The sequence below is a fragment of the Burkholderia sp. BCC1999 genome (assembly GCF_905339975.1).
GTDB lineage: Bacteria > Pseudomonadota > Gammaproteobacteria > Burkholderiales > Burkholderiaceae > Burkholderia.
The window spans coordinates 35399-50031 of record NZ_CAJPHP010000012.1 but is presented as its reverse complement, the minus strand read 5'-3'; the positions used below and the strand labels follow the sequence as shown (position 1 = coordinate 50031).

The 14633-nt window shown below is 69.4% G+C and carries 10 protein-coding genes; 8 read left to right on the top strand and 2 right to left on the bottom strand.

Going from position 1 to position 14633, the window contains the following annotated elements:
• Positions 1 to 6: 6 nt before the first annotated feature.
• The 8 genes from U5809_RS18780 (at position 7) to U5809_RS18745 (ending at position 12575) form a co-directional block, all read left to right on the top strand.
• Positions 7 to 4992, top strand: a complete 4986-nt coding sequence (locus U5809_RS18780; protein ID WP_322087662.1) for a non-ribosomal peptide synthetase — start codon at positions 7 to 9, stop codon at positions 4990 to 4992.
• A complete protein-coding gene (locus U5809_RS18775) occupies positions 4982 to 6025 on the top strand; it encodes a GNAT family N-acetyltransferase (protein ID WP_322087661.1) in 1044 nt (347 codons plus the stop codon). Before U5809_RS18780 ends, U5809_RS18775 begins: the two co-directional genes overlap by 11 nt.
• 32 nt (positions 6026 to 6057) lie before the next feature.
• The gene (locus U5809_RS18770) at positions 6058 to 7422 is read left to right on the top strand and encodes a lysine N(6)-hydroxylase/L-ornithine N(5)-oxygenase family protein (RefSeq protein ID WP_322087660.1); all 1365 of its coding nucleotides are present in this window, start codon (positions 6058 to 6060) and stop codon (positions 7420 to 7422) included.
• 22 nt (positions 7423 to 7444) lie between these two features.
• Entirely contained in the window at positions 7445 to 9712 is a 2268-nt protein-coding gene (locus U5809_RS18765; protein ID WP_322087659.1) for a TonB-dependent siderophore receptor, read from the top strand.
• Positions 9713 to 9798: 86 nt separating this feature from the next.
• The gene (locus U5809_RS18760) at positions 9799 to 10638 is read left to right on the top strand and encodes a formyltransferase family protein (protein WP_322087658.1); all 840 of its coding nucleotides are present in this window, start codon (positions 9799 to 9801) and stop codon (positions 10636 to 10638) included.
• Positions 10638 to 11648, top strand: coding sequence for a GNAT family N-acetyltransferase (locus U5809_RS18755; RefSeq protein WP_322087657.1), 1011 nt, complete (start codon positions 10638 to 10640; stop codon positions 11646 to 11648). The genes U5809_RS18760 and U5809_RS18755 overlap by 1 nt, the downstream gene beginning before the upstream one ends.
• A 250-nt stretch (positions 11649 to 11898) precedes the next feature.
• Positions 11899 to 12162, top strand: coding sequence for a type II toxin-antitoxin system VapB family antitoxin (gene vapB, locus U5809_RS18750; protein WP_322087656.1), 264 nt, complete (start codon positions 11899 to 11901; stop codon positions 12160 to 12162).
• On the top strand, positions 12159 to 12575 hold the full coding sequence (locus U5809_RS18745) for a PIN domain-containing protein (RefSeq protein ID WP_322087655.1): 417 nt from the start codon (positions 12159 to 12161) through the stop codon (positions 12573 to 12575). The genes vapB and U5809_RS18745 overlap by 4 nt, the downstream gene beginning before the upstream one ends.
• A gap of 47 nt (positions 12576 to 12622) precedes the next feature.
• On the opposite strand, the gene U5809_RS18740 is transcribed toward U5809_RS18745, so the two are convergent.
• A complete protein-coding gene (locus U5809_RS18740) occupies positions 12623 to 13528 on the bottom strand; it encodes a nucleotidyl transferase AbiEii/AbiGii toxin family protein (protein ID WP_322087654.1) in 906 nt (301 codons plus the stop codon).
• Entirely contained in the window at positions 13497 to 14570 is a 1074-nt protein-coding gene (locus tag U5809_RS18735; RefSeq protein ID WP_322087779.1) for a type IV toxin-antitoxin system AbiEi family antitoxin, read from the bottom strand. The genes U5809_RS18740 and U5809_RS18735 overlap by 32 nt, the downstream gene beginning before the upstream one ends.
• Between the last annotated feature and the right edge of the window lie 63 nt (positions 14571 to 14633).

The window sequence follows — 14633 nt, the reverse complement described above, 5'->3', positions numbered from 1 at the left end:
CGACGGATGACGAAGGTTCAACCCGACTGGCTCGCGCTCGCGACGCGTTTCGCGCAATTGCCCGACGCGCAGCGCGCGGTCTTCATCGACAAGCTCGGCGCGGCCGGCATCGACTTCCGCGTGCTGCCGATCCCGCCGCGCACGCCGCGCAGCGAACGCGTGCCGGCGTCGTTCGCGCAGACGCGGCTATGGCTGCACGCGCGGCTGATCGATGCGCCCGACGCGTATCACATCACCGAGCGTCTGGCGCTGACGGGCCCGCTCGACGCGCACGCGCTGCGGCTCGCATGCGATGCGCTGATCGCCCGTCATGAAGCCCTGCGCACGACCTTCGACGAAGCGCAGGACGGTGTCGCGCAAACGATCCACGCACCGCTGCGCTGCCCGTGGCGCGAAACCGATCTCGAAGCGCTGCCGGACGCACAGCGCGTGGCGCGCGCGGAAGCCGTCGCGACGGCCGACGAAGCCGAGCCGTTCGATCTCGGCGCGGCGCCGCTCGTGCGTGCGCACCTGGTGCGCTTCGACGCGACGCATCACTGGCTCGCGCTGACCGTGCATCACATCGTGTCGGATGGCTGGTCGTCGGGCGTGATGCTGGAAGAGCTCGCGGCGTTCTATCGTGCGTATGCGTCCGACCGGCCGGTGCCGCTCGCGCCGCTGCCGATCCAGTACGCCGACTACGCGCTGTGGCAGCGCCGCTGGCTCGATGCCGGCGAGCGCGATCGCCAGCTCGCGTTCTGGCGCGAACGGCTCGATCCACAGCGCGGCGTGCTGACGCTGCCGGGCGCGACCGCAAGGCCGGCGCGCCGCAGCGCGCGCGGTGCGCGCCATGTGTTTTCGCTCGACGCGCGCGTCGGCGCGCAACTGCGTGCCTTTGCCGCTGCATCGGGCGCGACGCCGTTCGCCGTGCTGCTCGCCGCGCTCGATGCGCTGCTGGCACGCGCGACCGGCGACGCACGGATCTGCGTCGGCGTGCCGGCCGCAAACCGCGAACGCGCGGAAGTAGCCGGCCTGATCGGCTTCTTCGTCAATACGCTGGCGATCGACGTCGACGTGCCCGCGCACGGCGATTTCTCGTCGCTGGTCGCGCGCACGCAGCGCGCACTCGTCGACGCGCAGATGCATCAGGATGTGCCGTTCGAACAGGTGGTCGATGCGCTCGGCGTGCCGCGCAGCGCGAGCCACCATCCGCTATTCCAGGTGATGGCCGCGTATGGCGAGCGCCGTGCGCTGCCGGCGCTCGGCGCGGCGGCGGCCGCGTTGCTGCCGTCCGGCACGCCGTCCGCGAAATTCGATTTGACGCTGTCCGTCGAGGCGACGCCAGACGGCACGTTCGATGCGGCATTCATCTATGCACTCGATTTGTTCGACGCCGACGCGATCGCGCGTCTGGCCGCGCGCTTCGTCACGCTGCTCGGCGATGCGCTTGCACGCCCCGACATGCCGGTCGGCGATCTCGACTGGCTGCCGGCCGACGAACGCGCGCAGCTCTTTGCGTGGAACGCACCGGCAGGGGTGGCCGACGCAGAACCCTTCGTCCCCGTGCATGCACGTATCGCTTCACATGCGCAAGCGCGGCCCGATGCACGCGGCGTCGCCGATATCGACCGCGCGCTGACGCGCGGTGAGGTCGACACGCGTGCGGCGCGCCTGGCGCGCCATCTGGTCGCGACCGGCGTACGGCCCGAGATGCGCGTCGGCGTCGCACTGCAACGCTCGGTCGACCTGCTCGTTGCGCTGATCGCGGTGCTGAAGTCGGGCGCCGCGTTCGTGCCGCTCGATCCCGCGCATCCGCGCGAACGGCTCGCGCAGATCGTCGGCGACGCGAACATCGCGCACGTGCTGACCGACGGCAAGAGCGCCGCGTCGCTGCCCGAAATGCCGGCGCTGCGCGTGTGGCGTGCCGATGAAGTCGATGCACTCGACGAAGCCGCGCACGTCGCGCTGCCGGACGTGCTGCCGGGCCACGCGGCCTACGCGATCTACACATCGGGCTCGACCGGCAAGCCGAAGGGCGTGATCGTCGACCATGCGTCGTTCGCGCTGCATTGCGCGGCGATCGCCGAACGTTACGGCGCGGGTGAGGGCGACGTGTTCCTGCTGTTCCAGTCGGTCAACTTCGACGGTGCGCACGAAGGCTGGTTTTCGCAGTACATGTCGGGCGCCGCCGTGTCGGTGACGGCCGACGTGCTGTGGCCGCCCGCGCAGACCTGCGCGATGATGGTCCGCGACGGCGTGACGATGACCTACGTGCCGCCCGGCTGCGCCGCACAACTCGCCGAATGGGCGCTCGCGCACGGCGCACCGCCGACGCTGCGTTCGCTGACCGTCGGCGGCGAGGCGACGTCGCGCGAAGCGTTCGCGATGCTGCGCCGCGCGCTGCCGAACGTGCGCGTGGTCAACGGCTACGGCCCGACCGAGACGGTCATCACGCCGACGCTGTGGATGTTCCGGCCCGGCGACGATCTCGCGACCCTCGGCGACGCCGCGTATCTGCCGATCGGCACGCTGGTCGGCGCGCGCACCGCGCACGTGCTCGACGAGCGGCTGCATCCGCTGCCGGTCGGCGTGATCGGCGAACTGTATCTGGGCGGCGAGGGCGTCGGCGTCGCGCGCGGCTATCTCGACCGTCCGGCGCTGACGGCCGAGCGCTTCGTGCCCGACCCGTACGGTGCGCCGGGCGCGCGGCTGTACCGCACCGGTGATCTCGTGCGCCGCCGCGCGGACGGCGTATTCGATTTCATCGGCCGCGTCGATCACCAGGTGAAGCTGCGCGGGCTGCGCATCGAGCTTGGCGAGATCGAAGCGCAGCTGGCCGCGCACGACGCCGTGCGCGAAGCGTGCGCGGTCGTGCACGGGCAGGGTGCGCTCGCGCAGCTCGTCGCGTATGTCGAACTGACCGCCGATGCACAGGCCACCGCGCAGCCGGTCGAAGCCGCGACGCTCGACGCACACCTGCGCCGCACGCTGCCCGATTACATGGTGCCGGCGCAACTGATCGTGCTCGACGCGCTGCCGCGCAACGCGAACAGCAAGGTCGACCGCGCGCGGCTGCCTGCGCCGGTGCGCGTCGAACGTGCGTACGAGGCGCCGCGCGACGGCGACGAAGCCGCGCTCGCGGCGATCTGGTGCTACGTGCTGAACCTCGAGCGCGTCGGCCGTGGCGATCACTTCTTCGATCTCGGCGGACATTCGCTTGCCGCCGTACGCGTCGCGACGCGCGTGGCCGAACGACTCGGCCGCGACGTGCCGGTGCGCGCGCTGTTCGAGGCCCCCGTGCTGGCGCAATACGCGCTGCAGGTGGCCGATGCGCCGCGCGCGGTGCATGCCGGCGCCGCGGCGCCGGGCGTCGCGGTGGCCAGGCCCGACGCACATGGCGTGTGGCCGCTGTCGCCCGCGCAGCTCGGGCTGTGGTTCCTTTGGCGCGCGCAGCCGGACAGCGCCGCGTACAACATTCCGGTCGAGCTGCGTGTGCGTGGCCCGCTCGACGTCGATGCACTGCGCGCGGCGTTCTCGGATGTCGCGGCCGTGCATCCGGCGCTGCGTGCGCGACTCGTTGCACGCGACGGCGCGCTGCCGGGCCAGCGGATCGATGCGGACGTTGCTGTCGAACTGCCGGTGATCGACCTGTCGGCTCAAGCCGATGCGCTTGCCCGAGCCGCCGCGCTGACCGACGAGGACGCACTGACGTCGTTCGACCTCGCGGCCGACACGCCGCTGTGGCGCGCCCGCGTGCTGCGGCTCGCGGCGGACGACCACGTGCTGTCGGTGACGATCCATCACATCGTGTCGGATGGCGAATCGATCGATCTGTGGTTCGACGCGGTGCGCGCACGCTACGTCGCCCGCGTGCAAGGCAACGCAGTGCCGGCGCTGGAAACCGCCCAACCGGCCCTGCCGCTGGTGCTGCCGGCGTCCGGCCATCCTGCCCGAGTCGCGTATTGGCAAGATGCGCTGGCCGATCTGCCGTCGCGCGTGCTGCCGCAGCGTGCGGGCGCGCCGGCCAACCCGCAATGGCGAGCCGCCCGCATCGCGTTCGAATTCGACACGCACCTGATCCGCGCCGCACGCGACGCAGCATCGGCCGCGCACGCCACGTTGCCGATGCTGCTGCACGCGGCGCTCAATACCGCGCTGTTCCGCACGACGGGCGCGGCCGACCAGCCGGTCGGCGTGCTTGCGTCGACGCGGGAGCTTGCCGGCGACGCGGCCCGCGAGGCGCTCGGTCTCTTCATCAACTCGGTCGTCGTGCGCACGCGGATCGACCCGGCCGATCGCCGCTCTGACGTGCTCGCGCAGGTGCGCGACACCGCGCTCGCCGCGTATGCACATGCCGACGTGCCGTTCGCCGACGTCGTCGCCGCGCTGCGCGTACCGCGTGCCGCACAGGCCAATCCGCTGTTCCAGGTGATGTTCAACTACCTGCGTCCGACCGGTGCGGCCGCGCGCGACTGGGCTGGCCTGTCGCTTGCAGAATTCGACGACGTGCGCCATCGCGTGGTGTTCACGCTCGAGCTGGATGTCGTCGAGCATCCGGACGGGCGCGTGAGCGCTGCGTTTTCGTATGCCGACGAACTGCTCGACCGCGGTTTCGTCGATGCGCTCGTCGATGTCTATCACGATGAAGTTGCCCGCTTCGCCGGCGCGTCGGAAGCGGCGCTCGGCGTGCCGGACGCACGTGCCGCCGCGCACGCCGCGTCCAGCGCACATGCAAGCACGGAGGCACGGGGCCACGCACCGTCGTCGCATGCGGCGGTCGCGCTCGCGGGCTTGTGGTCCGACACGTTCGCGACGGCCGCGCCCGAGCCCGATGCGGACCTGTTCGAAGCCGGCGCGACGTCGTTCGACATCGTGCGCTTCGTCGACGCAGCCGGTCGTGCCGGTCACGCGCTGACGGTCGCCGACGTATTCGCGTCGCCGACGCTCGCGGCGCTCGGCGCACGACTCGATGCACGAGCGGAAACAGGACAGGAGGCGCGCCATGCTGGCTGAAGTGCGTCCGGACGGCTTCACGATGCTCGATACCTACCGCCTCGCGTTCGCGGACGGTCTGTTCGCGGTGCGCGACGGCACGGAGATCCGTGTCGCGCAGGGCGACGGCATCGGCGCGCAATTGCTGCGCGCGCAACTCGGCGACGACGGCGCGCTGCGCCTCGTCGCTTACAACCATCGCGCGGCGCCGGCCGACCAGCGCCGTGCGCTGCTGGCGGCGCTGGCCGCGGCGTTTTCGGACAGCGCACGCCACGCGGCGATCCGGCTCGACCCGGCCGCGTGGCCGGCGGTCGCACTCGATGCGCTGCGCGCGAGCGGCGTGCTCGCCGACGGCGGCCGCTGCATGCGCGACGGCTGGGCGCAACAGGCCGACCTGTGGCTCGTCGGCGCGCATCTGCCGTGCGCGACGCTGCCGATGCTCACCGACGGCCGGCGTCACCCGCGCCGGCCGCCCGCACCGCGCGGCGAGGTCTACGCACGCGACCTGCCGGCGCTCGGCGTGCGCTTCACGTTGCGCGGATGGCAGCCGGCGGAGGACACCGAACGGCTCGCGCGCTGGTTCGACGAACCGCGCGTGCGCGACGGCTGGCCGGGCGCGCAGCCTGCGCAACGCGGCACGGAACGCGCGCCAGGTGCAGCCCCCGACGCCGATCCGCACGTGACGCCGCTCGTCGGCTGCTTCGACGGCGAACCGTTCGCGTACTTCGAGGCGGTGTGGCTGAAGGAAGACGCGCTCGCGCCGCACGTCGCGGCGCGCGACTACGACCGCGGGCTGCGGATGCTGGTCGGCGAGTCGCGCTGGCGCGGCTCGCATCGCGTGGCCGGATGGCTGCCGTCCGTCGTGCATTACCTGTTTCTCGACGACCCGCGTACCGAAGCGGTCGGCTGTGCCGTTCCGGCCGGCCACGCGCGGGTTGCCGACCATCTCGCGCGGCATGGCTTCGCGCGGCAGCGCCGTCTGGCGCTGGCCGACGCGCAGCCGCTGTGGATGCGCACGCTGCGCGAGACGTTCTTCTCCGGCCGTCACGTCTGACGGGCCGGATTTACCGACAAGGGAGCTGAGACATGCAGAGAGAAACCGTATTCGACCTGATCGGCGTCGGCTTCGGGCCGTCGAATCTGGCGCTGGCCGTGCGCCTCGCGGAGCGCAGCGGCGCGCGCACGTTCGCCCATTGCTTCGTCGAACGCCAGCCGGAGTTCGGCTGGCATCGCGGGATGCTGCTCGACGACTGCCGGATGCAGATCTCGTTTCTGAAGGATCTCGTCACGATGCGCGATCCGAAAAGCCGCTACACGTTCATCAACTACCTGTTCGAACGTGGCCGCCTGAACGAATTCGTCAACCTGAAGAATTTCTATCCGACCCGCGTCGAGTTCCATGACTACCTGAGCTGGGTCGCCGACGCGTTCGACGACCGCGTTCACTACAGCGAGACCGTGCTGGCGATCGAGCCGGTACGCGGCGATGGCGCGAGGATCGACGCGCTGCGCGTGCTGTCGCGCGACGCGGCCGGCCACGAGCGCCAGCGCGTCACGCGCGCACTGTCGGTCGGCGTTGGCGGCACGCCTGCGATTCCGGACGCGTTCGCCGCGCTCGGCCGCGACCGCGTGATCCATTCGTCGTCGTACCTGACCGATATCGACCGGCTCGTCGCTTCGCCCGACGGCGAGCGCCGCCGCGTTGCGGTGATCGGCGCGGGGCAGAGCGCGGCCGAGGTGTTCATCGACCTCGCGCGTCGCTTCCCGCACGTCGACGCGAGCCTCGTGATGCGTGCCGGCGCGCTGAAGCCGGCCGACGACAGCCCGTTCGTCAACGAGATCTTCAGCCCCGAGTTCACCGACGTCGTCTATGCCCAGCCGCACGACGCGCGCCGCGCGCTGCTCGACCGCTATCGCGACACGAACTATGCGGTGGTCGACCGGCCGCTGATCGAGCAGATCTACGAAATGCTGTACCTGCAGCGCATCGACGGCACGCCGCGCCACGCACTGCTCGCGAACAGCGCGATCGAGGCCGCGGTGCGTACCGCCGATGGCCGTATCGAGCTGACGCTGCGAGACCGGATGAGCGGCGCCACGCGCGTCGAGCGCTTCGATGCGCTCGTGCTCGCGACGGGCTACCGCCGCGACACGCATTCGGCCTTGCTCGAAGGGATCGCGCCGCACCTGGGCGATGCGCTCACGCGCGGCGACGTCACGCGCGACTACCTGCTCGCAACGCCCGAAACCTTCGCGCCGCGCATCTACCTGCAAGGCTGCTGCGAAGACAGCCATGGATTGTCCGACACGTTGTTGTCGGTACTGGCGCGCCGCGCGGACGAGATCTGCGCGTCGCTCGAAGACGGGATCGCGCCCGCCCATGACGAAGGCGCGGCCAAGGCAAGACAAGAAAACGGGGTGAGCGCGGGCCGGATGGCTTTCGCTCTTTGACAAAGGCGCGGTCGGAGACCGCATGAAAAAAGTGGAGCAGAGAAAGATGGAGTGGGCAACAGGCACGCGTTTGCGTGCGATCGCAGCCGCGGCAAGCGTGGCGTTCGGTACGGCGGCGGCAGGGCACGCATTCGCCCAGACGGCGCCGGCCGTGAACGCGGGCGCCGCGGCGTCGGCCAGCAATGCACAGAACGGCGCGACGGCCAGTACGTCGACCGGCGCGCAAAACGGCACGCTGCCGGCGATCACCGTCAACGCGGCCTCGGCCGGCGACGGCACGGTCGGGCTCGTCGCGAAGCGCAGCAGGAGCGGCACCAAGACCGACACGCCGCTCAACGAGATCCCGCAGACGATCAACGTCGTCACCGCGCAGCAGATCGAGATGACCGGCGCCACCGACGTGAACGCGGCGCTGCGCTACGTGCCGGGCTTCTCGTCGTACGGTTCGGACAACCGCTCGGACTGGTACGCGGCGTTGCGCGGCTTCACGCCGACCGCCTACGTGAACGGGCTGCAGGTGCCGAACACGATCAACCTCGCGAGCTGGCGCGTCGATCCGTACATGATCGACAGCATCAGCGTGCTGCGCGGGCCGACCTCGGTGCTGTACGGCGCGGGCGACCCGGGCGCGATCATCGACGTGCAGACCAAGCTCGCCGACGGCGAGCGCGTGCGCGAAGCCGGGGTGCAGATCGGCAACTACGCGCGCAAGCAGTTCATGATCGACGTGGGCGACAAGCTCGACCCGGACGGCAAGTACGCGTATCGGTTCGTGGGCGTCGCGCGCGACGGCAACGCGCTGACGGGCCCGAACAACGACCAGCGCGTCGCGCTCGCGCCGTCGTTCCGCTGGCGCCCGGACGCGGATACGTCGCTGACGCTGTCCGCGACGTACCTGCAGGACTGGGGCGACATCTCGTCGAACTTCCTGCCGGCGGTAGGCACCGTGCTGCCGAACCCGAACGGGCAGATCAACAAGGACGTCTACGAAGGCGACGGAAGCTTCAACTACTACCGCAAGAAGCAGTGGTCGGTCGGCTACCAGTTCGAGCGGAACCTGACGCCGGCATGGACGTTCCGCCAGAACACCCGCCTGATGCATCTGTCGCTCGACAACGGCTCGGTGTTCGGCAACGGCTTCGTCGACGGCAGCACGACCGACGTGTCGCGCTGGGCCGGCGTGTTCCAGATGAACTACAGCCGCTTCGACATCGACAACAACCTGGAAGGCCGTTTTGCAACGGGCCCGCTCCAGCACACGCTGCTGCTCGGCTTCCAGTACAACCGCCAGACCGCGACCGACAGCGAATGGCTCGCCGCCGCGCCGCCGCTGAACATCTACAACCCGGTCTATGCGCCGGTCACGCTGTCGGTGTTCTCGAATCCGGATACCACCTACCGGACGAACACCTACACGACGATGAACACGTTCGGCCTGTACGCGCAGGACCAGATCAAGTGGAACCGCTGGACGCTGACGCTCGGCGGCCGCGAGGACTGGGTCAACATGCGGATGGACGACCGCGCGGCCGGCACGTCGACGAAGGCGGACGTCACGGCGTTCACCGGCCGCGTCGGCCTCACGTACCAGGGCGATTACGGGCTGTCGCCGTATATCAGCTACGCGACGTCGTTCAACCCGCTGATCGGCGTGAACCTGCTCGGCGGCGGGCTGCCGCAGCCGACGCGCGGCAAGCAGATCGAGGCCGGCCTGCGCTGGCAGCCGCCCGGCAAGAACCTGATGCTGAATGCGGCGATCTACCAGATCAACCAGACCAACGTGCTCACGTCGGCGCTGCCGAGCCAGGACGATACCGGCACGAAGTCGGTCCAGACCGGCGAAGTGCGTTCGCGCGGGATCGAGCTGAGCGCGACCGGCAAGGTCACGTCGAATCTGTCGGTGATCGCGTCTTACGTCTACCAGGACGTGAAGAACGTGCAGGCCAACGACGCATCGCTGAACAACTGGCCGGTCGACATTCCGCGTCCGCGCCAGATGGCGTCGCTGTGGACCGACTGGACGTGGCACACGGGGCCGCTCGCGGGCTTCGGCCTCGGCGGCGGGATTCGCTACCAGAGCGCGTCGGCCGGGGCGGCCGACAACTCGCTGACGGTCTCGAGCGTCACGCTGTTCGACGCGGGCCTGCATTACGACATGCGTAACTGGCGCTTCGCCGTGAACGGGACGAACCTGTTCAACCGCCACTACATCAGCGGTTGCCAGTCGTACAACGTCTGCGTGTTCGGCACCGACCGCACCGTGATCGCGACCGCGAAATACAACTGGTGACGTCGCGCGTCGCGGCCTGCCGGCCGGCCTTCGTGGCCGGTATGGGCCGGCCGCGGCGCCTTCGTCCTTTATTCCACGACGTATCCATGCCGAAGAAAAATCTCGTCTACATCCAGTCGCTGCGCAACGGCGCGGCCGATCGCGCCGGCCAGCCGGTTGCTTACCAGGGCGGCACGCGCTACATGAAGGCGCCGCTCGAATTCCTCGTCGAGCGCCTGAACGACTCGCCGCTCGGCGAGCGCTACACGCTGCAGGGCGTGATCGTCGACGACGACGACGGTTCGCCGGCCGACCGCGCGAAGGTCGCCGACTACGGCTTCGCACGCACGCCGGGCCGGCCGTGGATTTTGCCGGAAGGCCTGACGGTGCAGGGTCGGCCGGTCGACGAACTGTTCTGCTCGATTCCGTCGACGTACCGGCGGCTGCCGCGCGACGCGCGCGAGCGCGCTGCGGCCAAGCAGGCGTTCGAGCGCCGTTTGCTCGAGCGCCTGCTCGAACTCGACGCCGACATCGTCGTGCTCGACGGACTGCTCGTGATCCTCGACGAGCTCGTGCGGCCCGGCGCGCGCTTTCACCGGCGCATCGCGAACATCCACCCGGGCATCACGGCCGACGGTTCGCCTTACCAGCGGCGCGGCGCGTGGGCGACGCTCGACGCGCTGCACGGCGCGCGCGGCGAACGGGTCGACTGGGCGAGCGGCACGACGTCGTCCGTCGAGCCCCTGACGATGACGGGCGCATCGTTTCACTACGTCGACAACGGCATCGATTCCGGCGAGGTGATCAGCGACGTGCTCGACACGCCGATCGCGCCGGACGACACGATTCTCGAACTGCGCTGGAACAACTTCCAGCGCAGCCTGTTTCCGGCGCTCGAGCGAGGGCTGCATGTCCTCGCCGACCGCCACGACGCGGGAGCACTGTGATGGAAGACACGCTGACGAAACCGGCCGGCACAGCCGACGCCGTCGAAGGGGAGGTGGCTGCGGCGCTCGACGGCGCCGCGCAGGGGCAGGCCGTGGCGGTCGTCACGCTCGACGCATGGCGGCACGACGATGCGCCGGACGCGCTGCTCGCGGCGTTCGTCGCGTTGTTCAACACCGACACGCGGTATGACGTCGCGACGATCTCGGTGCCGCTCGCCGGCGCGGACGCGGCAGCCGTCGAATCTTACGTCGCGCGCGCGGTGCGCGAGGGCGTGATCGACGGCGCGCAGGTCGCGGGCGACACGCTGCGGCTCACCGTGTCGCGCACCACCTTCTGGCAGAACCCGCGACCGTGGCTGAAGGCGCCTGCATCGGGCGGGATGCCGCTGCGCTATGCGATCACGAACGGCCACCGGCATCCGGTGCGGCCGCCGTCGCCGGCCGGCGAGATCTATGCGCGCTACATGCCGCAGGTGGGGATGACGTTCAGCCTGCGCACCGTCGACCTCGACGCGCATGCGGACCTGTTCAGCGGCTGGATGAACCTCGATCGCGTCGCGCACTTCTGGGACCAACGCGGCACGCGCGATGAGCATGCGGCGTACCTTGCCGAGCGGCTCGCCGATCCGCACATGCATCCGATGATCGGTTATTTCGACGACACGCCGTTCGGCTATTTCGAGTTCTACTGGGCGAAGGAGGACCGCCTCGCGCCGTTCTACGACGCGCATGACTACGATCGCGGGCTGCACCTGCTGATCGGCGACTCGCGCTTCCAGAGCGCCGGCAAGCTGCATGCGTGGTGGAGCGGGGTGCTGCACTACATGTTCGTCGACGAACCGCGCACGCAGCGGCTCGTCGGCGAGCCGCGCGTCGATCACGTGCGGCACATCGCGTACATGCACCGGCTCGGGTTCTACACGCTGAAGGAGTTCGATTTCCCGCACAAGCGCGCGGCGCTCACCGTGATCGAGCGCGATACGTTCTTTGACACTTTCCGGTTGCCGTGACGGGGCGGGGGCGCAGCGTCGGTGCGACGTTGCGCGCGGTCCGGTGCAGTACCGGCATCGGCCGTTCGGGATATGGACCGCGCGGCCTGCGTCGTGAAGAATGGATCGCTCTCTTCATCGACGACAGGCGGGCAACATGACAAAAACACCCTTGGCAGCGTGGGGCGCGACGTCCGATTTGCGCCCCTTCAAATTGACATATGCCAGCATATGTCTAGAATGGGCGCATCGTACTCCCATGGGGTGGCTCATGCGCACTGTTTCCATTTTCAAGAATGCCCGTAACCAGGCAATCCGCATCCCGAAGGACATGGAGTTCGAGGGGGTGACGGAACTCGAGATCCGCCGCGAGGGCGACACGCTGCTGCTGCGGCCGGTGCGGCCCACGTGGCTCTCGTTCGCGAGCGAACCGCTGGCCGACGCCGACTTCCTCGCCGAACGCCCGGCCGTGATCGAGTCCGGCCGTTTCGACCTTTCCGGTGGGGATGCCGCGCCGACGGAGTCCGGCCAGTGACCACGCTCTACATGCTCGATACGAACATCTGTTCGTTCATCATGCGCGAACGGCCGCCGGTGGTGCTGTCGCGGCTGCAGTCGTGCGTCAATGCACAGCACCGGATCGTCGTGTCGGCCATCACCTATGCGGAAATGCGGTTCGGCGCAGTCGGCAGGAAGGCGTCGCCGAAGCATGCGGAACTCGTGACGGCTTTCGTTTCGCGGCTCGATGGCGTGCTGTCGTGGGACACGGCGGCCGTCGACGCCACGGCCGCGATTCGTGCTGATCTCGCCGCGCGCGGCACGCCGATCGGCGCGAACGATGCGTCGATCGCCGGGCATGCGATCGCGGCCGGTGCGGTGCTCGTCACGCACAACGGCCGGGAGTTCGGCCGGGTGGCCGGGTTGTCGCTCGAAGACTGGGCGGCCTGAGCGCGGCAGCGCGAAAGCGCGATGATGCTGCGGCTCACCGCGTCGCGTCATGCGTGGGGCGCGGGCGGATCGACGAGAAAGACGTCGCGAAATGCGTCGAGATATCGGTTGGCGTCATCGCTGAATTCACCCGGCAACAGCGCGAACGCGCGTGCCATCAGATCCTGGCCGAGCGCAGCATAGGTCGCTGCGTCGGACAACAGCACGCGGATGGCGTCGCGTGTTTGCGCCGAAGCGATCCGTTTCGCGTCTCGCGCGAGCAGCGCGGCGGCGGCAAGGCCGGGCTGGAACGCGTGCAGTTCGAGCAGGTCGGGGGCAGCATCCCAGATGCGTTCGCGATTGCCTGCATCGTGATAATTCCGCAGCAGGAACAGCAGGTCGTACGCGTCGCTGTTCTGGCGTGCGCGCCGGTCCTTCCAGGCGAGCAGCTTCAGTAGCACGAGCGCCGGTAGGCTGGCCACCGGCACGACGGTGCGCGCGTCGATCGACACCGGCTGTGCGGAGTCCACCGCTTCCTGGAAGCCGAGCACGTTCAGCACGAATTCGCCGCCTGGCGGCCACGCGATCTCGCCCGGCGGCGTTTCGAGCGGCCCGAACGGCACGAGATCGAGCTCGGTGCGAAAACCGTGCGTGCCGCTGTCGAACAGCAGTGTCTGCTGCTGTTTCGACGCGCGCGTGAATTGCCCGGTCGCGACGAGTGCATCGACGAGCTGCGCGTGAAACGGCCAGCTCACCACGCACACCGCAACGTCGACATCCCGGGTCGCGCGCACCGGCCGGATGCCGTGGACGTGCCACATCAGGATGTCGCGTGCGGTTGCGCCGGCGACGACGAAGGCCGTGTCGACCCGCGCACAGGCACGGCTGACCGCTTGCACCAGCGCGACCGCCGCCGGGTCGAGCGGCCGGCGCGCGTCGACTTCAAGCGGGCGGGTGGGCGAGGTATCGGTCATGGATCCGTTCGGCGGCGGCAAGGTTGCGGCTGTCCCCGGACGCGACGAGATCCGCATAGATCAGGAGCGGCGGTACGAGCGGCACGCGCTGCTCGTGCCAATCGAGCGCGGGCGAGTGCGGCCAGAATGCTTCGACGATTTCGACGTCGCCGTGGTCGTCCGGGCGCAGGCGAGCCTGGAGCAGCAGGCGGTTCGATACCGCGCCGTGCGTATAGACGGTGATCGCGGCCGGTTTCAGTTCGTGCGTCAGCAGGTCGGCTGCCGGTTCGCCGCCGAGTCGCGCATCGAACGACGCGAAATCGAAATCGCGCCACCAGTCGGGTGCGAGGCTGGCATAACGACGGCGCGGCAGTTTCGCACGCAGGCGGCTCGGGTACAGCGCAACCCATTCCTGCACGAAGCGCGGCCAGTCGGGTATCAGGCGCTCGCCATTGCGGCGCTGCGCGACGAGGCCGCGCGCGATCAGGTCGTCCATCGCGAGGTTGACCGTGCCGAGCGCGACGCCCGAAGCGGCCGCAATCGCCCGATACGGCTGCGCGACGAGTCCCGGCTGTGTCGCGACCGCGAACATCACGGCCAGCCCCTTTGGCGTCGTCGCGCGCGATGCCAGCCGGCGTGGTATGCGGGCGGGTTTCGGCCGGCCGGCAATCATCACGGTCGCCTCCGGCTGAATCAGGCACGCGTTGCCCGCGGTATCGAGAAACGGGATGCCCTGATCGATCAGTCCGGCGGCCAGTTCGGCCGAAAGATAGGGCGCGATCAGCATCAGCGGCCGCTCGCCGTGCGTCGCGGTCACGACGCCGCGGCGGTGCAGCGTCGCGAGTGCGCCCGACAGCGATTCGACGCGCAGGCTCACGGCGGCCGGCATCTCGAATACGTGCCCTGCAACATCGAAGCGGATCATCGCGTCGGCTGGCCCGGTGTAGGCGGCCGGTACGCGCACGGGCCGCGCTCTGAAGCGCCGGGTCGCGCGTTCGAACGCGGCGCAGGCCTCGTCGAGCACGTGCTGTTCCGACATGGGAAGGGGGGCATGCTTGGGCATTGGAGGCGACTGTATGTTCACTTCTTCATTAGCGTACACAATAAATGTACAAGCGTCAAAAAA

Coding starts and splice junctions, on each gene's coding strand:
- U5809_RS18780 (WP_322087662.1), top strand. CDS start 7: ATGACGAAGGTTCAACCCGACTGGCTCGCGCTCGCGACGCGTTTCGCG.
- U5809_RS18775 (WP_322087661.1), top strand. CDS start 4,982: ATGCTGGCTGAAGTGCGTCCGGACGGCTTCACGATGCTCGATACCTAC.
- U5809_RS18770 (WP_322087660.1), top strand. CDS start 6,058: ATGCAGAGAGAAACCGTATTCGACCTGATCGGCGTCGGCTTCGGGCCG.
- U5809_RS18765 (WP_322087659.1), top strand. CDS start 7,445: ATGAAAAAAGTGGAGCAGAGAAAGATGGAGTGGGCAACAGGCACGCGT.
- U5809_RS18760 (WP_322087658.1), top strand. CDS start 9,799: ATGCCGAAGAAAAATCTCGTCTACATCCAGTCGCTGCGCAACGGCGCG.
- U5809_RS18755 (WP_322087657.1), top strand. CDS start 10,638: ATGGAAGACACGCTGACGAAACCGGCCGGCACAGCCGACGCCGTCGAA.
- vapB (WP_322087656.1), top strand. CDS start 11,899: ATGCGCACTGTTTCCATTTTCAAGAATGCCCGTAACCAGGCAATCCGC.
- U5809_RS18740 (WP_322087654.1), bottom strand. CDS start 13,528: ATGACCGATACCTCGCCCACCCGCCCGCTTGAAGTCGACGCGCGCCGG.
- U5809_RS18735 (WP_322087779.1), bottom strand. CDS start 14,570: ATGCCCAAGCATGCCCCCCTTCCCATGTCGGAACAGCACGTGCTCGAC.